The 17,215-nt window shown below is 40.2% G+C and carries 23 protein-coding genes; 22 read left to right on the top strand and 1 reads right to left on the bottom strand.

Annotated elements, in window-relative coordinates:
• Nucleotides 1-157: 157 nt before the first annotated feature.
• Both H8S88_RS03805 and H8S88_RS03810 read left to right on the top strand, forming a co-directional pair.
• Nucleotides 158-925, top strand: a complete 768-nt coding sequence (locus H8S88_RS03805; protein ID WP_023022533.1) for an ABC transporter ATP-binding protein — start codon at nucleotides 158-160, stop codon at nucleotides 923-925.
• Complete coding sequence (locus tag H8S88_RS03810; RefSeq protein ID WP_236127961.1) at nucleotides 918-2,921, top strand: FtsX-like permease family protein; 2,004 nt, start codon at nucleotides 918-920, stop codon at nucleotides 2,919-2,921. The genes H8S88_RS03805 and H8S88_RS03810 overlap by 8 nt, the downstream gene beginning before the upstream one ends.
• A 107-nt stretch (nucleotides 2,922-3,028) precedes the next feature.
• Here the strand turns inward: H8S88_RS03810 and H8S88_RS03815 are convergent, their stop codons facing one another.
• Nucleotides 3,029-4,993 (bottom strand): peptide ABC transporter substrate-binding protein, encoded by a 1,965-nt coding sequence (locus H8S88_RS03815; RefSeq protein ID WP_048789735.1) that lies wholly within the window; start codon nucleotides 4,991-4,993, stop codon nucleotides 3,029-3,031.
• A 235-nt stretch (nucleotides 4,994-5,228) separates the two neighbouring features.
• Here H8S88_RS03815 and H8S88_RS03820 point away from each other — a divergent pair, with 235 nt between their 5' ends.
• From H8S88_RS03820 to H8S88_RS03915, 20 genes are all read left to right on the top strand, one after another.
• A complete protein-coding gene (locus H8S88_RS03820; RefSeq protein WP_236127962.1) occupies nucleotides 5,229-5,555 on the top strand; it encodes a PadR family transcriptional regulator in 327 nt (108 codons plus the stop codon).
• A complete protein-coding gene (locus tag H8S88_RS03825; protein ID WP_236127963.1) occupies nucleotides 5,552-6,352 on the top strand; it encodes a hypothetical protein in 801 nt (266 codons plus the stop codon). The genes H8S88_RS03820 and H8S88_RS03825 overlap by 4 nt, the downstream gene beginning before the upstream one ends.
• The gene (locus H8S88_RS03830; protein WP_236127964.1) at nucleotides 6,349-7,179 is read left to right on the top strand and encodes a hypothetical protein; all 831 of its coding nucleotides are present in this window, start codon (nucleotides 6,349-6,351) and stop codon (nucleotides 7,177-7,179) included. Before H8S88_RS03825 ends, H8S88_RS03830 begins: the two co-directional genes overlap by 4 nt.
• Nucleotides 7,180-7,279: 100 nt before the next feature.
• Complete coding sequence (locus H8S88_RS03835; protein WP_048789731.1) at nucleotides 7,280-7,516, top strand: DUF2829 domain-containing protein; 237 nt, start codon at nucleotides 7,280-7,282, stop codon at nucleotides 7,514-7,516.
• Nucleotides 7,509-8,207 carry a 3-oxoacyl-ACP reductase gene (locus H8S88_RS03840; protein ID WP_048789730.1) on the top strand — a complete coding sequence of 233 codons (699 nt, stop codon included), beginning with the start codon at nucleotides 7,509-7,511 and terminating at the stop codon, nucleotides 8,205-8,207. The genes H8S88_RS03835 and H8S88_RS03840 overlap by 8 nt, the downstream gene beginning before the upstream one ends.
• 176 nt (nucleotides 8,208-8,383) lie before the next feature.
• The gene (locus H8S88_RS03845; RefSeq protein WP_048789729.1) at nucleotides 8,384-8,803 is read left to right on the top strand and encodes an SMI1/KNR4 family protein; all 420 of its coding nucleotides are present in this window, start codon (nucleotides 8,384-8,386) and stop codon (nucleotides 8,801-8,803) included.
• Between the two features lie 18 nt (nucleotides 8,804-8,821).
• The gene (locus H8S88_RS03850; protein WP_048789728.1) at nucleotides 8,822-9,160 is read left to right on the top strand and encodes a DUF7716 domain-containing protein; all 339 of its coding nucleotides are present in this window, start codon (nucleotides 8,822-8,824) and stop codon (nucleotides 9,158-9,160) included.
• Between the two features lie 45 nt (nucleotides 9,161-9,205).
• Entirely contained in the window at nucleotides 9,206-9,592 is a 387-nt protein-coding gene (locus H8S88_RS03855) for a hypothetical protein (protein WP_048789727.1), read from the top strand.
• 43 nt (nucleotides 9,593-9,635) lie between these two features.
• Nucleotides 9,636-10,445: a pentapeptide repeat-containing protein gene (locus tag H8S88_RS03860; protein ID WP_048789726.1), complete on the top strand. Its 810-nt coding sequence runs from the start codon at nucleotides 9,636-9,638 to the stop codon at nucleotides 10,443-10,445.
• Nucleotides 10,446-10,517: 72 nt separating this feature from the next.
• The gene (locus H8S88_RS03865; RefSeq protein ID WP_048691821.1) at nucleotides 10,518-11,078 is read left to right on the top strand and encodes an immunity protein; all 561 of its coding nucleotides are present in this window, start codon (nucleotides 10,518-10,520) and stop codon (nucleotides 11,076-11,078) included.
• Between the two features lie 31 nt (nucleotides 11,079-11,109).
• Nucleotides 11,110-11,625, top strand: a complete 516-nt coding sequence (locus H8S88_RS03870) for an Imm26 family immunity protein (RefSeq protein WP_048691819.1) — start codon at nucleotides 11,110-11,112, stop codon at nucleotides 11,623-11,625.
• A 1-nt stretch (nucleotide 11,626) separates the two neighbouring features.
• The gene (locus tag H8S88_RS03875; protein ID WP_048691817.1) at nucleotides 11,627-12,253 is read left to right on the top strand and encodes a hypothetical protein; all 627 of its coding nucleotides are present in this window, start codon (nucleotides 11,627-11,629) and stop codon (nucleotides 12,251-12,253) included.
• 97 nt (nucleotides 12,254-12,350) lie between these two features.
• Nucleotides 12,351-12,740, top strand: a complete 390-nt coding sequence (locus H8S88_RS03880; RefSeq protein ID WP_048789725.1) for an Imm50 family immunity protein — start codon at nucleotides 12,351-12,353, stop codon at nucleotides 12,738-12,740.
• A gap of 329 nt (nucleotides 12,741-13,069) precedes the next feature.
• Nucleotides 13,070-13,639 (top strand): hypothetical protein, encoded by a 570-nt coding sequence (locus H8S88_RS03885; protein ID WP_236127966.1) that lies wholly within the window; start codon nucleotides 13,070-13,072, stop codon nucleotides 13,637-13,639.
• Nucleotides 13,632-14,072, top strand: a complete 441-nt coding sequence (locus tag H8S88_RS03890) for a hypothetical protein (protein WP_048789723.1) — start codon at nucleotides 13,632-13,634, stop codon at nucleotides 14,070-14,072. The genes H8S88_RS03885 and H8S88_RS03890 overlap by 8 nt, the downstream gene beginning before the upstream one ends.
• Nucleotides 14,073-14,170: 98 nt before the next feature.
• Complete coding sequence (locus H8S88_RS03895) at nucleotides 14,171-14,452, top strand: hypothetical protein (protein ID WP_048789722.1); 282 nt, start codon at nucleotides 14,171-14,173, stop codon at nucleotides 14,450-14,452.
• 54 nt (nucleotides 14,453-14,506) lie between these two features.
• Nucleotides 14,507-15,070 (top strand): hypothetical protein, encoded by a 564-nt coding sequence (locus H8S88_RS03900; RefSeq protein ID WP_048789721.1) that lies wholly within the window; start codon nucleotides 14,507-14,509, stop codon nucleotides 15,068-15,070.
• 27 nt (nucleotides 15,071-15,097) lie between these two features.
• Nucleotides 15,098-15,793, top strand: a complete 696-nt coding sequence (locus H8S88_RS03905; RefSeq protein WP_048789720.1) for an SMI1/KNR4 family protein — start codon at nucleotides 15,098-15,100, stop codon at nucleotides 15,791-15,793.
• Between the two features lie 162 nt (nucleotides 15,794-15,955).
• Nucleotides 15,956-16,696, top strand: coding sequence for a hypothetical protein (locus tag H8S88_RS03910; RefSeq protein WP_048789719.1), 741 nt, complete (start codon nucleotides 15,956-15,958; stop codon nucleotides 16,694-16,696).
• An 83-nt stretch (nucleotides 16,697-16,779) separates the two neighbouring features.
• A complete protein-coding gene (locus H8S88_RS03915) occupies nucleotides 16,780-17,178 on the top strand; it encodes an NTF2 fold immunity protein (protein WP_048789718.1) in 399 nt (132 codons plus the stop codon).
• The last annotated feature ends 37 nt before the right edge of the window (nucleotides 17,179-17,215 follow it).

Genomic DNA, 17,215 nt, shown 5'->3' on the forward strand with positions numbered 1-17,215 from the left:
AGGAAGCTAGTTTTTTTATACCTTACAGAAATGTAAGAAATCAGGCTAAAAATGAAAGGTTAGCTTATTGTAGATCTCTCTCCAAATGGTTACAATAGAGGTGTAAAAAAGTTTTACGGGTGTCAATCATATAACTGAATGGAAATGGAGAATGAAAATGGCCTTATTAGATGTACAACATGTGAAAAAAATTTACAAAACCCGCTTTCAAGGAACTCAGGTTGAAGCCTTAAAGGATATCCATTTTACCGTTGAGAAGGGTGAATACGTCGCCATCATGGGGGAATCAGGATCTGGGAAATCGACCCTCCTCAATATCCTGGCCATGCTGGACCAGCCGACCGAAGGGCGGGTCTACCTCAATGGCATGGACACCTCGACCATCAAGAACAAGGATGCGTCCAGTTTCCGTCGGGAAAAACTAGGCTTTGTCTTTCAAGACTTCAACCTGCTCGACACCTTATCGGTCAAGGACAATATCCTTCTCCCTCTGGTCCTTTCTCGCAGACCGGTCAAGGAAATGATGAGCAAGGTCGATAGCGTCAGTCGGGAGTTGGGCATTCACCAACTGCTTGAAAAATATCCCTACGAAATCTCTGGTGGGCAAAAACAACGGGTAGCCGTAGCACGGGCTATCATCACCTCGCCAGAAATCCTCCTTGCTGATGAGCCAACAGGGGCGCTAGATTCCAAATCATCTGCTGCGTTGCTCGACGTCTTTGAAGACATCAATAGCATGGGGCAAACCATTCTCATGGTGACCCACTCGACCGCAGCGGCAGCTCGGGCCAAGCGCGTGCTCTTTATCAAGGACGGGATTCTTTACAACCAGATTTTCCGTGGGGAAAAAACAGAGCGTCAGATGTTCCAAGAAATCTCAGATACCTTGACGGTCATGGCGGGAAAGGAGGATCGTGATGTTTAAATTAACAAGTAAATTAGCTCTTTCCAACCTCAAACAAAATCGTAAGCTCTATTATCCCTTTGCCTTGGCTGTTATTTTAACGACCATGATCCTTTATAGTTTTATCGCCTTGTCATCGACCCCTCATTTAGAGGATTCTTACGGAGGGGGAGCGGCGAGAACTGTTCTTGGTTTTGGTAGTTTCGTTGTCCAATTAGTCGTCATCATTTTAGTGGCTTATGCCAATGGCTATGTCATGAAAAATCGTTCCAAAGAACTGGGACTGTACAGTGTTCTGGGGATGGAGAAGAAGCACCTTCTCGTCATGACCTTATGGGAACTGCTCTCCTTCTATGTTCTCACAGTTGGAGTAGGACTAGGCTTGGGGCTCTTGTTTGATCGCTTGATTTTTGCCCTCCTCTTAAAATGTATGGGGTTACCAGTCGTCATTCAATCAACCTTCCAGATAGAACCTGTCCTTAACACTTTACTTGGGTTAGTACTAGCTTTTGGTTTCATTCTCTTGTTGAATTCTTTCCGCCTCTTGCGCTACAGTTCCCTAAACCTTATGCAACAGAAAAAGGCAGGAGAGAAGAAGGGACGCTTCTTGCTGGTTCAAACTCTTTTAGGACTAGGGCTCTTAGGAATTGCTTTTTATATAGCGCTAACCGTTGAGCGTCCGGTTGCAGCTGTCCAAGGATTCTTTATTGCCGTTATTTTGGTCATTCTAGCGACTTATCTCTTATTCAACGCAGGCTCGATTACCTTCTTAAGATTTCTCAAAGGTCGGAAAGCCTACTATTACAAGCCAGAGAATTTTATATCTGTCTCCAACTTAATAGCTCGGATGCGAAAAAATGCAGCGGGCCTTGCGACCATTAGTATTCTTTCCACCATGGTCTTGGTCACCTTAACAGGGTCGCTCAATATCTTTATTGGAGGGCAGAATTACCTAGATACTGTTTACCCTTCTGATTATATGATTAGTGTGGGGCATATGCCTTCAGATGCTGAAACAGAATCGGTTATTGAGGATGTTCAAGCTCAAATTAAGAAAACAGCCGATGCAACACATCTATCAGATTATCAGGTGGCACAGACAACATACTGGTCGGCTGAAATTCGAAAGATTGATGGAAGGACCTTAGAGGTGTATGAGCAGTCCGATCAAGAAGCTGGTCAGGAGTTGAAGTCAAAAGGAACAGTCTACTTTTTTGATCAGGCGACTTATGAGCAACTGACCGGTCAAAAAGTTGAGCTTGGGGAAAATGAAATCCTAGCCTATGGGTATCAGTATCCTGGAAGATTAGACGCACAATTAGAAATCAATGGGAAGACCTTCACAATTAAAGAAAAACTAAACTCCAATTTTATCCAAGGGAAACTCCCTCAATCCGACCTGTTTCAACACCAAATGGGCTTGTATCTGGTCCTCCCTGACTTGAACCAACTGGGACTAAAAGTTGATAAAAATTTGGAATTCGCTATTACTGCAAAAGATAAAGAGAATCAAGATTTCATCAGTGGCTTGATCAAAGACCTTTATTCGACAGACAAAATGAGTCAATATGGTGCGACTTTCTTTGGTGGATTTGAACGATACAGCATAGAGAAGGAGTGGCGTGAAACAGCAGGGACTCTCCTCTTTATTGGGATTTTCCTATCGGTCATCTTTCTATTAGCTACAGTACTCGTCATTTACTACAAACAGATTTCAGAGGGTCATGAGGATCGGGATAATTTTGTGATCTTGCAACAAGTAGGATTGGACCAAAAGCAAACCGGCACCACCATTCGCAAACAGATTCTCACTGTCTTCTTCCTTCCATTATTCTTCTCCTTCCTATACCTAGGAGTGGCCTACAAGATGATTGCAAAGATCGTTGCCATCTTAGGAGCGACCAATGCGGGACTGGTCCTTCAAACAACTCTTTCCATCTGCGCTGTCTTTTTCATCTCTTATGTCCTCGTCTTTCTTCTGACTTCTAGAAGTTATCGGAAGATTGTCGTGAGATAGCGTTTGATACGATGGAAGCTTAGGAAAATAGGTGAAAAAGAAATTAACTGGAACACTTTTTTCAACCAAAAACACCGAGGATTTGATCCTCGGTGTTTTTATCGTGATTATTTCACGTGTTCTGCAAGTTCTTCTTGCGCTTTTTTATTGGATTCTTCTTTTTTCTTCAACCAATTCTTATAAGCTTTGTCGTAGTCAGCCGTTGTGACTGTATCACTTTGTAATTCCATGTACTTGTAGTAGCTAGCCCCGTCTTTGATACCAATCAAGGAGAAGGCTTTTGTAAATGGTTTGATCTTCGTGATAGAAGGGACAGCACCCTTAGAGTAGACAGGAAGTGCAAAGGCATTGTCTGTCAACCAAGCTTGAGCAACAGCATATTTTTCATAACGAGTTTTGGTATCCAATTGTTCCGCATTGGCATCATCCAATAGTTGTTTGTACTCGTTCAAACCTAGTTTTTCAATTAGGGCTTGGTCAGTTGACGGATTGATTCCCATTCCTGCTAAGGCTGAACCATCGACTGGATTGAAGATATCCAAGTAAGTTGATGGGTCTTGGAAGTCAGGTCCCCAACCAGCGATATCCATATCAAAGTCTTTTTGATCAGGACTTTGAGCGAAGTAGGTTGCATTGTCCGCATCTTCCGTAGACATTTTCTGAACATCCACGACAACATTTTCTTTTCCTAATGTTTTTTCGATGGAGTCTTTCATTGAATCAGCTTGTTGCACAATGCTAGCAGAAGATTGGTCAACTACATAGTCGATGTGGATTGGGAATTGAACACCTTGTGCTTGGAGCTCTTCTTTGGCTTTAGCAAATTGTGCTTTGGCCTTGTCCGCATTGAACATGCTATCTTGCGCATCAGCTAGGCTGACATCCTTCCAATCATCTCCTGTTGCAGCAAGTTTTTCTTCAACAACAGTACCGAAGTCTTTGTTGTTTACTTGCACAAATGTTGGAGGTACAAGAAGCGTACGAAGAGTTTTGCTAGCCCCATCTTTCCCGTTTGATTGGGCACTTAGAGAAGTACGATCAAGGGCAAAGTTGATGGCTTGACGGAAGTTTTTGTTTTGAAGAGCTGTTTTGGTTTGGTTCTTCTGGTCGTCTGTTGTTTTCTCAGTATGACCGTAGTTTTGACGGTTTACGTTGAAGTAGACATAGTAGACAGTCGCATCTTGTGGTGAATAAACGATATTGTCCTTGAATTTTTTCTCAATCGTACTGAAAGTTGAGCTCGTTGGGAAGAGACGCGCTGTGGTCAAGTTTCCATCAGAGAAGTTACGAGCTAGGTAGTCTTGGTCAGAACCATCGAAGTAGGTCAATTTGATATCATCAATCTTCACATTGTCTTTGTCGTAGTAATTCTCATTTTTAGTGAATTCCATCAAAGATTTGGAAGTGAAGGATTTCAAGTAGTAAGGACCGTTGTAGAGGATTCCAGAAGGTTTGACGCTACCGAAGTCTTTCCCTGCAGACTTGAGGAATTTTTCATTGACGGGCATCATGGTTGAAGTCGTCAATTTAGAATTCCAGAAGGACTCAGGTTGAGCCAAGGTGTATTGGAGGGTATGATCATCAACGGCTTTGACCCCAACTTTAGAGAAGTCTGTATTTTTACCAGTGACATAGTCATCCAGGCCGGCTACTGAGTTTTGAACCAAGTAGAGGGCATCTGACTTGTTGTCCGCTACGTATTTCAGAGAAGTGACGAAGTCCTGTGCAGTGACATCTGCATATTCGTTCCCTTCTGAGTCATACCATTTTGCATCTTTACGAAGTTTGTAAGTATAAGTCAATCCATCCTTAGAAACAGACCAATCTTCTGCTAGAGCAGGGACCAAGTTACCGTATTGGTCGTTTTCAAAAAGTCCATCTACTAAGTTAGTTGTGACATCACTTGTTGTTGAACGGTTTGAAAGGAGGTAGTTCAAAGAGTCTGGATCAGTGCTATACACGTATGAAAAAGTGTTCGTCTGAGAAGACTTTGCAGATGATCCACAAGAAGCAAGGAACAGGGCTGAAGCAGCCGTGATACCTGCAAGGAAAGATAGTTTAGATTTTTTCATCACTTATCTCCTTTAATAAAGATTTTGTATTATTATACACCTTTTTTTATAAAAAGCAAATTTTTTTTGAAATTAATTGTATATTTAGTCATATTGTTATAATTTATTGAGTTTTATTCAAAATTTTTCACTATTATGCTTTACAAACTAGCTTGGGAGGAGTATACTAATAATGAAAGAGCTAGTATGTAAAACAAACTAGCTAAAAAGAGGCTGTATAGAAAGGGGTAGCAGGATGAAAGAGTCGCAATTGCTCAAGGGTGTCCTGGAAGGTTGTGTTTTAGAAATTATTTCAAAAAAATCTATTTATGGCTATGAATTGATCCAAAGTCTTAAGGAAACCGGCTTTGATAAGATTGTTGCGGGGACCGTTTATCCCTTGCTTCAGAAGCTAGAGAAGCAGGGAGTCATAGTAGGAGAGATGAGGCCCTCTCCGGATGGACCTGATCGCAAATATTTCTCTCTAACCACGGAAGGAAGAGAGCGACTAGAGGAATTTTGGAACCAGTGGCAGGATCTGATCATTAAAGTAGAACGCGTAAAAAAGGAGGGGGAAGAATGATCGAAGATTATACAGAAAAAATGTCAAACGAATTGATGCATCTAAATAAGGACGATCAAGCCTATATGAAGAAAATGGTGGCCTATATTGGGGCAAAGGCTTATTTTTATGATGATGAGCTACTGGGTGAACAGCTCTACAATATGGTTTGCGACCTAAAAGTTGCTGAGAAAGAAGGCATTCGGGCAGTGGATTATTTTGTAAAGGATCCTCGGGCAATGGTGGATCAAATTCTTTCAGAGTTACCTAAACGCTCTTTAGGATCTTATGTGGGACTAGTCTTCATACTTGGAGTGATCTTAGTTGGCATGCGTTATTTAATGGATTTTACCTGGATGATGCCACTGAAAATACAACCCTTAACATATGTTGTCATTCTACTCAATTTCTTGGTATTCAGTCAGTTCATCATGTGGCTTTGGTCCAAGCAAAGCTATGGAGAAATGAAGTGGCCTTGGGCTATGTTTATAAGTGTGATTAGCCTAATAGTGTTTCTGAACATCGTACGACTATTTTCGATCTATTTTGGCCATATTGGGAGTCTCCTCTTATCAGATGGTTGGGCGATTTCTCTTGCTGTCCTAGTCCTACTTGGGTTTGCGGTTATGGCTTATAGAAGCAGAGATCGTCTGATGACGAGTCTACTAGTAATGGGGCTGACTTTCCTTGTGACTGGATGCTGTGTTCGCTTTGTGAATCCAGGAACTGCTAATGTATTACGTTGGCTACTCCCTCTTATAGGACTAGCCCTGTTCCTCATTGTATTTCGTCTCCAAAGAAAGGGGAAAGCAATATGACATCAGCTATTTATTTTGAAGAAACGCAGGCTTTGGTTCAAACTTTTAGCCAGGAGGACCAAGCTTATTTCCAAGATCTCTGGGATTATTTCAATTTCGCCGGTTTCTTATATGAGGAGGAAGCTTTAAGAGAGCAGGTCTATAATCTAGCGCTAGATTTTTCGCAAGCAAGTGGAGATGGATTGACAGCGACGGACTATTTTGGACAGGATCCCAAGGGAATGGCAGACCAAATCATAGAGAACATGCCCAAAGAATCCACGCGATCAGTTCTAAAATATGGTGCGATCGTCTCAGGAATTGTGATTTTTTATCGCCTCTTAAGTGATTTTGCTTCACAAGCAGTCCTAGTTCTCAAGCCACTCGTCTATCTAACGGATAGTATTTTAGGACTTTTGGCTGTTGGGCTACTCTTCTATTTCCTTCGTCGCCTAATTTTTGCAGAAGAGAAGTCAAAAAAAGCAATCTATGTAGCAGTCGTTCTCGTTCTAGGAGTCTATTTTGCTAGTGAGATAGTGGGGGTCCGTTTCTTGCCAGCTTTTGCCTGGTTGACGGTACCTAGTCCATGGGATACTTTCCTCATTACAGGAGCTTCTGCAGGTCTTATCCTGTGGCAGTGGAAAGAAGAGTTTGCTCGTGCCTTCATCTTTCCTATTCTGTCCTTCTTAGTAGTGGGATTCTTGCATCGCTGGACTTTGGCGCAAGGGATTCAGAATCCTAGTATGACTATCCTCCTGCCAACAGCTGTCATTGTTTTTGGGCTAGTTATATACTATTTGTTTACCATTCGGGCCTTGAAAAAGAATAAGACAGAAAATGGTAAATAGAGTGAAAAGGGGGAGGAAGTTCCCCTTGTACTGTTGAAAAGCAACGAGGATGCTTGATTTTTGTTATAATGAAAGGGAGTATAAATCAAAGGAGAAGATGATGACATTCGAAGAAATCTTGCCTGGACTAAAGGCAAAAAAGAAATATGTGCGTACGGGTTGGGGCGGATCAGAGAACTATGTCCAGCTTTTCGATACCATCGAGCAAAATGGAGTGGCTCTAGAAGTGACGCCTTATTTTCTCATTAACGTATCTGGTGAAGGCGAAGGCTTTTCCATGTGGAGTCCAACTCCTTGTGATGTCTTAGCGACAGACTGGGTGGAAGTTCATGACTAAAGGGGTCTTGATTACAGGCGTTAGCTCCGGGATTGGTCTGGCTCAAGCCCGTCTCTTTCTAGAAAAGGGCTACCAGGTCTATGGGGTGGACCAGGGAGCTGCTCCCCAGTTGCCAGGTGAGTTTCACTTCTTGCAGCGGGACTTGACCCTAGATTTGACGCCGATTTTTGACTGGTGTCCTGAGGTCGACGTCTTGTGCAATACGGCTGGGGTATTGGATGACTACAAACCACTTCTTGAGCAAAGCGCTCAGGAGATTCAGGAGATCTTTGAGATCAACTATGTGACTCCGGTAGAATTGACACGGTATTATCTGACTCAAATGTTGGAGAAGAAGCAAGGAATCATCATCAATATGTGCTCCATTGCTTCTAGCCTAGCAGGAGGTGGCGGTCACGCTTATACTTCCTCCAAGCATGCTCTAGCAGGCTTTACCAAACAGCTGGCCTTGGATTATGCAGAAGCTGGGATTCAGGTCTTTGGCATTGCTCCTGGAGCTGTCAAAACGGCTATGACCGCTGCGGACTTTGAGCCAGGCGGCCTAGCAGACTGGGTGGCTAGCGAGACCCCTATCAAACGCTGGATAGAGCCAGAAGAAGTGGCAGAAGTCAGCCTCTTTTTGGCAAGCGGAAAGGCGACAGCTATGCAAGGACAGATCCTGACGATTGATGGTGGTTGGAGTTTGAAGTAAGGGCTGAAATAAGCAAAAAAGATAAGAATGAAATGAGTCTAGTTGAACAGCTGGACTCATTTTCTATTTTAGCTTTATGGAAAGGGAATCTTATGGTATGATAGCCTAAAAGGGACCTGTAATATGGAGGTCAAATAAAAAAAGCCTTTGGGAAGAGAGACTCAAAAGGAGACGAGATGCTAGTATTAACAGACACAGATCCAGCTATTTCAAGCGAAGATTTTTTACAATTTGAGGAGATTCTTGGAAAGAAATTGCCGGAAGCCATGAAGGATTTTTATCTCAAGTACAACGGTGGCCAGCCCCAAGTAAGGGGTGTTCACGATGACTGTCATCTCTTTCCTTTCAATTCCTTTGATTCACTTGAGGAGATGAAGAAGTCTTTTACCTGGTTTGACGATGAGGCTGTGCCTGAGGGATTTAAGGCCGCAGATCTTCTCCATTTTGCCTATGATCCTGGATCGGGTAACTATGCTCTTTCTCTAAGGGCAGAGGATTATGGCAAGGTGTATTTCTATGTTCTAGAAGAAACAGCTGAGATCTACGGTCAATGGGCTTCTTTTGAGGAATTTTTGAACTCTTTTGTTGAAGAGTGAGATTAAAAAGGAGAAGGGATGCGGAAATACCAAGAACTTTCACTAGAGCAGATAATTAAGCAGGTGCGAGCGAATCAATTATCTTCAGATGATTTTTGCCTCTATGGCAAGGAGGATGGAGAACTGGCACTAGATAGCCTCTATTGGGTATCCGATTATCCGGATGTCGTGGAAGACTCTGATGTCTACCCGACGGATGTAGCGGAGCAAGATCTCCAGCTAGTCTACTATGGAGAGCAGTTGATTGATGTTCTTGCAGTCGCACTTGAGGAAAAGCCAGATGCTAGTCACAATGACTTGGTCGAGGCTTTGAATTATTATCAGCAGCATGATTGCTTTATGAAATTTGAAGATTAGCTAGGCCGATTAGAGAACTGGCATCCGAAAGGAGGAAAGATAGTGATGAGAGAATATAAATTTGATATCCATAACGAGATGAATGTAGCAATTCCAGAGGAAAAGGAAAAAGTTTGCCTTGCTTTAAGTGATTCTTTAGAGGTTGTCAATGAGGAGTTGACTTCGTCTTATAAAGCAAAACTCGACCATCTACTGGATCAATCATCAGTATGGTATCCAAAAGCTTTGGAAAAAATTCAGGAGGAATTTACAGATCTATCACATGCAAGAATCCTTTCCATTTTTATCTTGTCTGAACAAAGTGACGTTGACTTAATTTTCGGCTTGGAATTTGGACTGAGAGAGGATTCGGAGCATGGTAGAGGACTTAAATTCTCCCTCAATAGTTTTGAAATTTTAGAATATGGTATAGGGGAAGTCGCTTACTACTAGGTCTAGTCGATAACAAAAGAAGCACTAGAAAATGGAGCAGGATATGGTTGAGAAAGATGGGATTATCATAAAGGATGGCCAGGTCATCCTAAACAGTGGTGAGAAGCTATCGATTGAAAATCTAATAGAGGAAGCGAGTAGGATTCGTTTCATTAGTAATCAGCACTTTAAGGATACAAGCATCAGTATACTAGAGGGTTCACGAGTCATATTTGAAAACTGTATCTTTGAGAATGTCGTTTTTGAAAACTGCGATTTAAGGGACATCGGCTTTAAAAATCATACAGTTATTCGAAACTGTACTTTCAAAAGCTGCAATTTAAAGGGAACATTATTTTATGACAGTCACATAATATCGTCTACCTTCCTTTCTTGTCAGATGAAGCGTCCTCTTTTAGAGAATGTCAGCGAGATGAGAGATTGTCTCTTTAAAAAGTGTAGGATGAACGATATTTTCTTTCCTCTACCAGAATTTCAGCAGAATAAAATTGTTGGAAAACTGTCTGAATGTACCTTTGGGTCGAAAACAAAGAAAGTAGAAAAGTTATATGCAGATCTATCAGAGGCTCATCTCAGTTTTGTCGAGTTTACAAGGTGTGATTTGACAGAGACCATTTGTCCCTCGGATCCAGATATTCTCTATATAAAAAATCTGAGTGAACGGTCAAAGAAGGCTCAGGAAAAAATTGCGACAATCCAAGATGATAGAAAAAGGCAGGCCCTTTCTATTTATACAGAAAGTTGGATGAATGAAAAGTATGTGGATTACTTGATGAGTCGCAAAGATTACAAATGGGCCTGGGATGATTATTTTGAGGATGTGTCTAGGTGTTTGGGACTTGAATGGAAGTAACTAGCTCTTGTTTGAAAAATGACTGAGATAATTGCCAATAGGTAAGCAAAAAAAGGGAGATCGGATAGAGAAATGACAGTCAATATCAATGAATTAGTGAAGGAGCAAGGTTTTTGTGTGGTGCCTACAGAGGAGAAACCATTTAGTTTGGATGAGGTCCGTTTCAACCTTTTGGCATATTTAGAGGATTATTCTAAAATGGGATTTTCTTTTGTTAAAGCAGGTGACGAACTAGTCGAACTCAGGAGAAAGCAAGAGGTCTATAGGCTTTTTGGTCAGTGTTTTTTAGGTGCTTTTGTAATAGGAGAAGAGAAGCAGATCTTCTTGCTTTGCAATCGAGAAGGAAGGGAAATTTTTCAAGAATCGAAGGTTTATGTCAATTCTTCCTTACATACTTTTGTTTCCTCTTATTCGCTCTTTCTATCAAGCATCTTTCTTTTGAAAGCAAAGTTTTATGAGATTGAGCAAGATGAAGTCGAAGAAATTGCAGCACACTTGAAGGATCAAGTACTTGCCTTAGAAAAGCCCCTTGAACAAGAAGTTCCTTTCTGGGAGCACATGGCCTATTTGATAGAAGACGATGGAATTGTTCTAAGAGATGATCTCTTTCATATCTTAAATAAAGAGCAGTAGGACTTGGAATTATATAAATAATGGAGAACAAATGACCCAGATAAAGATTCGAGATTGGAATGAAAAGCCAAGAACAAAACTTCGATTTATTAAAATTGGTGATATTTTTTGCTATCAATTTTCGGAGGAAATGTTTGTATTTGGTCAAATCCTTGGAAAAGTGAATGTTGGTCATGTCATCCAATTTTTCGATATCTTTCAAGCAAGTCATACTATAACAGTTGAAGAGCTAAGTCGTGCTCAATTTATAGGTAAGCCCATCATTGTAGATTCCTTCACCTTGTTTGATCGAAGTCCAGTATGGACTTGGCAGATAATTGGTCACCAAGCGGATTTTGATCCAAGCCCTTTTAAGGATTTAGCCTTTAAGTGGGGAGACCCAAATGGTCTTCACTTTGGGAAGGTCTGGCTAGATGGTAGGCGGGAACCTAAGTTTTTTTCTAGGGAAGAAGTTAAGGAGCTGGACTGGGAAGCCTGTGTCGGAAGTATAGTTTATAACAGAATATTGGAAGAAGAACTGGCAAGCAGAGGAAATAAAGGAGTTTGAGATGGACTATGTAGATGAGTTAACTTCAGGACGTACGCCCTTGGTAAAAAAGGCAGCGAAAAAAATTTTAAAGGACAGACTAAAAGGATATGGACCATTCTTGCATCAGGCCTTGGAAGGGGAGATGGAAAAGCCTAAATCATGGGAATCACAAATGTACTTGCTCTACGCCATGGCCGCAACGGATTGTACAGAAGAAGTCCCCTATCTCAAGTCATTACTGCTGAGAGACATCCCAACCCCTGTAACCTATCGCTCTCTAGCAGTAGCGATTGCTTATCTAGAAAATTTAGAAACAGAGAACTTGTCTTTTGTTTATGAGTCCTTGGAATCGAATAACTTATTGCAAGCTGCAGGTGCTTGTGCAGCACTCTATCTAAGAAAGATTGTGCTGAAAGATGACGATTTTGAGAAAATCATGACCTTTATCACCAAGGATGTTTATTTGGAAAATATAAGAGGAACAATCGCTCCGTTTATGTTCATTTTGGCTGCATCTTATCTATATCCAGATCAGAATCGCCAGAAAATTGTAGACTTTTCCTGTCAATTTAATGAAGTACATATAAATACGATCATTGAGGATGTATCCAAAGGAAAGGACGGCAGGAGGATTAGGCTATTCTAAGACCTACTTAGAGAGAGAAGTTACCATCTCCTTAAAGAGCGAAACAAAAACTCTTAAAAATAATACTTTTATTCATTTTTAAAAAGGAGTTCTTACTGTGAAATGGTTTGAAAAAGTAGTGGGGAAGGAAAAGATTATTCATTTGTTTGATGGTGATTTGGACTTGAATAATGTATTTCTTGATACTGTATTATGTTACGATTACAAATTAGATCTTGTCCTTTATTTATATGATTTCCCAACTAATTTTCCTGAAAAGTGGCAGAAAAGTGCATTTAATGCCATAAAAATTAATTTAGAGTTTTTTAATTTAGATGAAATCCATTTTTATTCTAAGGGGATTCATAAGGTGAATGGTCAACTAGAACTGCTTTTTTTAGAGAATAAGGTTGAATTCAATTTTATAAACCAAAATGATGTGATGTTATCGGGGGCTTCTGACCTAGTTAGAATTGCTGAGATTGCTCCTGTGAAAATAGATACTTAGAATTGCATTCCTAGATTAATGGAGGAGATTCTGGATGATCAAACAATCCTCCACTGCTAGGAGGGATACCACGACTATGGGAAAAAGTGAAGGAAGAGCACAAACATTAGACCTTGACCTAAGGCTAGGCCTTTCTACAAGAAAAACACTGCGAGACCACGAATATGAAGTTACAGTATTTTGAATTAGATAAGCCCTATGTGGAAAATCAACAGAGGATTGAGGTGTTGATGGACTCAGCTGGGCTAAATTACGAGGAAGCAAGAATTGAGGACTACCGACAGAATTGGAAAGGTCAGCGAAGAGCGTTCGTATATGAATCTAAATGTATGACCTCTATGGTAGAACGGCTTTTCAAACCAGTTATAACCCAGGATTGTTGGAAAATCATCGTAGAATGTGTAGATACGATTAGCAATCCAGCTATCATGAACCTACTTGGTGTCTATACTGTCCAGGTCTTATTTGATTTTTCTAGCTATGAAAGTTTGAGTCCATTGGAACAGAAAAAGATGCTCTTAGAGGCCTTGGTAAAAGGGGTAAAGCGCGTGTTTCAGGAGTTCTCTATTCCATACTCCTTGATAGAGGATGTAGTCAATGAAATAGAGAAAAACGATTATGAAAATAGCTGGGAGTGGAAAAGGAAGAAGATCCAATCCACGACCTATTCCATTCAAGTGGAGCATCAGCTGGATAAGGTGGATTTGTTTTGGGAGATAGAGCACAAGGATAAGAGCATCCGCCAGTTGATTCAATCCTGCCCTGCTCATGAGATGGATTATGGGGCTAAGCTTGGTAAACTGGAAGCAAAAGGTAACTTCCTATATCTGCTGGATAAAGAGAATGAGATTGTGAGCAAAATTTCTGTTTCAGAATGGTGGAGCAAGAACAATGAGTGACTTAAAAAAGAAATTATCCTTGTTAAAAGTGAAAAGACGAATCAAGAGTTTGAAGGGGATAAAGGATGTCCATTTTCTGACCGATAAACCTAAAGAAATTGCTTGGTATGCTGGGGAGTTGAATCCTATAGACTCTCCGATTCCTTGCCTTTATGAGTTTCCTCTTGCCCACACTACTAAAGATCTAAGTAGGTCAATTCAAAGTCTTGTTGGCAATAGCAGTCGGTTTATCCTAGTTTTTTGGGAGTTTTTACCAGTTTACGTCTTGTTTCAAATGGAGTCTTTGGATGACTTTTTGCCTTCTTATTTTAGTGAATTTTCTACCAGAGACCTGATACTTTTCTTTCAAGACCAGGAAAAAGTACTGGATCTCCATTTAGCGGAGGATAAAGTAGAAGTGAGAGTCTTGGAGAATAAATCTAAGAGCCCGTAGATTCTATAAATTGAAAATGAATATAGAATTAGTCGATGAAAGAGGCAAAGAGGAAAGAACGCCATTCATGGAGAGACAAATGGTAAAGGAAGATTCTAATGTGTGAAAAAGAATATTATTATGGCAATAGTGAGTTTATGTCAGGCCTAGGAGTTATTTATACAGAGTTTACTGGTCAGCGTGCAAGTCGACAAATTAACGTTTTGAATGGGCACTCTTATGCTTCTTCTTGCCTACAGGATTATGTTCCAGAAGTAGGGTTTCTACTCTATGATGGTCGAAAAGATGAGTTGGATTTATCAGACTCCATCAAGATTAGTCAAGAGGAATTTGAGCGAATTTGGGCTCAGGCTGTCGCTAGCGGCCAGAATGATACGTAATCGTCAGTTGAAAATAGCCAAATATAATCCCAAAAATGTGAGAGGAGTCTAATAATGATGTTCAATTTGTTGAAGGAATTTGTAGAAGTCTATCATAGAAACAAGGGCTTAGGAGAGCTTGTATTTACTAGTGACTGTCTCCATATCGAAAAGCCAGATTTGTCTGGTCAATTGAAAGAGTTCTACCAACATTTGAGCTTTGAGGAAGAAGCTTATTTTAGAGGAGCTCCCTATGATCTTGCTCTAATTCCTCTCCCTCTATGTGAAGCTGCATCAGAAGGATGGCAGGATACTAGCTGGAAAGAGAGTTATGTGGTTTTTGCTCACATGATGGGGGATGAGCCAATTTTTTGTGATCTAACTAGCGAGCTTAGTCCTGTATTTGGCAAGATTCCTGGGAATTCCAAGCTCTATTGCTTAAGCCCCTCTTTATCTACTTTCTTGTCTACTTATAGTCAGATGAAAAAGCTAGAAATCACCAAGTTTGAGAATGACATCTACTTTGATGAGGACTTGTCGGACTATAAAGAAGGTTTTTTAACAGGAATCATGGCTATTATCGAGGGGCAACTTCCTGAAGACTATCGAAATGATTTTATAGTATTTATGCTGGGTTAAAGCCAAATAGGGAGAGATGAGAAGCAAATGGAAATGAAGAATTTTTTAAAATGTTGTGAGGATCTGGTTATACAAGAAAGTGGGGCCTCAGCTCTTGAACTAGAAAAACTCAAAGCCAGACAGTTTCCTCAAGCTCACCTGGATTTGCTCTCCATAACCAATGGCTTGGAGTTTTATGGTGGCTATTATCGCTTGTTTGGGACGGATTCTACTCAAGCTATTACGCTAGATTCCTGGAATTCGGATGAGGTATGGAAAGACGTCTGGAGAGATTATGCATCAGACTACTATTTTTTTGGTATGTCTGCTATTGGAGATCAATTCGCTTATAGATTGAAGGATGGGAACATTCAAAGTCATCAAGTTTATTATTTAGATGGGATTACTATGGATGTCATCGAGATCTACGACAGTTTTGAAGCGTTTTTTGAGAGGGAATTTGTTCTGAAAGCCCAGGGTGGGATGGAATCTATTTTTGTTTCTGCAAGGGAACGATTCGGAAATCTAGACCTCTCTACAAGCTGTATTTATTCCCCTTCCTTAATGATTGTGAATGATCCAAGCGTTGAGAATCTTATGCTTTTACCGACAAAGGATGTCATGACCATCAATGGGGATTTGTTTGTTCAATTGTCTGATTCAGAGGAGTCTATTACGAAACTAGAGCAATATCTAGACGCTTCGGGTAGAGCCAGAGTCAAGGTCATTTTTGATCGAGATTGAGCAAGCAGGATATAGTTTATTTAGAAAAAATACTCTGAAGACTCGTGATTTTAACCTTTTGGCGACAAGCGATGATTTAGTCTTCTAGTCAGGGTGTCATTGTAAAATGATTTATGTTGAAAATAGAAAACGAAGCATTTTATTCATGAAAAGAGGTGAATAATGACCAGTTTAGATAAATATTTAGAGATCATTAAAAAAGGATTTTCTGAAAGAGAGAATCTAATGGCAATGGAGCCTCTGCATTCTATTGAAGAGATTGCACCATTATTGGATGAAACATTGACTTATAAAGAATTTATCAATATCAATCGCTTATTAAGACAAAAGTACATTGTCGAAAACCTAGAGGATATGCTGAAAGATGTAGATTTTAACCAGCTTTCTTTACCTAGCAATACGAGGGTGATTTACTTGATGGGAAGTAAATCTGATGTGCTAGACTTTTCAAAATATGAACAAGTAGAAAAGATTTTAATAGTTGGGGCTAGAAAAGTAAGAAAGATCATCTTACCCCAGAATGATTGTGTGAAAGCTCTAGGGATATCTTCCATGACAAATTTGGAAACGATAGAGAACATTTCTTTTCATACTGGCATGCGTTATCTGCACTTTGATTATGGTGTAATGTTGCCTAACTTTAATTTTATTAGAGATTTAAATCAGTTGCTCTATCTTTCATTTACGGCAAATAAAAAATTACCAGAATTGGATTTTATCCATCCATCTAGTGAGCTCCGTTTTTTAGATTTTGTCGATACGTCTATTTTTAACTACGCAACAACAGTTAGCTACCTGAAGAGTCTGAAACATCTTCGTTTTTTAACAACGGGAAGAACAAATCAAAAGCAAAGGGATCTTCTTAGAAGCGAGTTACCACATGTTTGCATGCGAGAGGGTTAAAAAATGACTTCAATACAGCTTTTTATGACCTATGTTTTCAGAATAAACGAACTATTAGTCCCATTGTTTAAGCAGGAGGAAATATGAGCCATACGAATCTAGCAAAAGAAACCTTCCTCCAGTTTATGCAGGCTATGTATTCTTGGGAGAGAAAAACCACTAGGAGCCTAAGAAACCAAGCCGATAAAGAGATGTTGAAGGATGAATTAGCTACTATTTTTAATCAGTTTTGTAAATCTAAAACAACACTCAGAGCAAGGGAAGTAACTTTGTCTGTCCGATTTCCATTTGAGTATAAATTAGAAACGCATCCCATCATTGCTGAAGAGCATGACGGGAATCAAACTTACTTCTATATCAAGGAGAATCGTTCTGGTTTAGAAACTCTCTATCGTTTTCGAATGGTATTTCAAAAGGGGAAATGGTGGATTGATAAGAAAGAATGGCTTGATGATGGGAAGTGGATCAATTCTTCCTTGTGATATACTGGATAGTATAGGAATGCAGGAAAAGATGTAC

The organism is Streptococcus sp. GS001, assembly GCF_021595565.1.
GTDB lineage: Bacteria > Bacillota > Bacilli > Lactobacillales > Streptococcaceae > Streptococcus > Streptococcus xiaochunlingii.

Bases quoted from the DNA above. Each gene is read 5' to 3' on its own strand.
- H8S88_RS03805 (WP_023022533.1), top strand. From the start codon at position 158: ATGGCCTTATTAGATGTACAACATGTGAAAAAAATTTACAAAACCCGC.
- H8S88_RS03810 (WP_236127961.1), top strand. From the start codon at position 918: ATGTTTAAATTAACAAGTAAATTAGCTCTTTCCAACCTCAAACAAAAT.
- H8S88_RS03815 (WP_048789735.1), bottom strand. From the start codon at position 4,993: ATGAAAAAATCTAAACTATCTTTCCTTGCAGGTATCACGGCTGCTTCA.
- H8S88_RS03820 (WP_236127962.1), top strand. From the start codon at position 5,229: ATGAAAGAGTCGCAATTGCTCAAGGGTGTCCTGGAAGGTTGTGTTTTA.
- H8S88_RS03825 (WP_236127963.1), top strand. From the start codon at position 5,552: ATGATCGAAGATTATACAGAAAAAATGTCAAACGAATTGATGCATCTA.
- H8S88_RS03830 (WP_236127964.1), top strand. From the start codon at position 6,349: ATGACATCAGCTATTTATTTTGAAGAAACGCAGGCTTTGGTTCAAACT.
- H8S88_RS03835 (WP_048789731.1), top strand. From the start codon at position 7,280: ATGACATTCGAAGAAATCTTGCCTGGACTAAAGGCAAAAAAGAAATAT.
- H8S88_RS03840 (WP_048789730.1), top strand. From the start codon at position 7,509: ATGACTAAAGGGGTCTTGATTACAGGCGTTAGCTCCGGGATTGGTCTG.
- H8S88_RS03845 (WP_048789729.1), top strand. From the start codon at position 8,384: ATGCTAGTATTAACAGACACAGATCCAGCTATTTCAAGCGAAGATTTT.
- H8S88_RS03850 (WP_048789728.1), top strand. From the start codon at position 8,822: ATGCGGAAATACCAAGAACTTTCACTAGAGCAGATAATTAAGCAGGTG.
- H8S88_RS03855 (WP_048789727.1), top strand. From the start codon at position 9,206: ATGAGAGAATATAAATTTGATATCCATAACGAGATGAATGTAGCAATT.
- H8S88_RS03860 (WP_048789726.1), top strand. From the start codon at position 9,636: ATGGTTGAGAAAGATGGGATTATCATAAAGGATGGCCAGGTCATCCTA.
- H8S88_RS03865 (WP_048691821.1), top strand. From the start codon at position 10,518: ATGACAGTCAATATCAATGAATTAGTGAAGGAGCAAGGTTTTTGTGTG.
- H8S88_RS03870 (WP_048691819.1), top strand. From the start codon at position 11,110: ATGACCCAGATAAAGATTCGAGATTGGAATGAAAAGCCAAGAACAAAA.
- H8S88_RS03875 (WP_048691817.1), top strand. From the start codon at position 11,627: ATGGACTATGTAGATGAGTTAACTTCAGGACGTACGCCCTTGGTAAAA.
- H8S88_RS03885 (WP_236127966.1), top strand. From the start codon at position 13,070: ATGACCTCTATGGTAGAACGGCTTTTCAAACCAGTTATAACCCAGGAT.
- H8S88_RS03890 (WP_048789723.1), top strand. From the start codon at position 13,632: ATGAGTGACTTAAAAAAGAAATTATCCTTGTTAAAAGTGAAAAGACGA.
- H8S88_RS03895 (WP_048789722.1), top strand. From the start codon at position 14,171: ATGTGTGAAAAAGAATATTATTATGGCAATAGTGAGTTTATGTCAGGC.
- H8S88_RS03900 (WP_048789721.1), top strand. From the start codon at position 14,507: ATGATGTTCAATTTGTTGAAGGAATTTGTAGAAGTCTATCATAGAAAC.
- H8S88_RS03905 (WP_048789720.1), top strand. From the start codon at position 15,098: ATGGAAATGAAGAATTTTTTAAAATGTTGTGAGGATCTGGTTATACAA.
- H8S88_RS03910 (WP_048789719.1), top strand. From the start codon at position 15,956: ATGACCAGTTTAGATAAATATTTAGAGATCATTAAAAAAGGATTTTCT.
- H8S88_RS03915 (WP_048789718.1), top strand. From the start codon at position 16,780: ATGAGCCATACGAATCTAGCAAAAGAAACCTTCCTCCAGTTTATGCAG.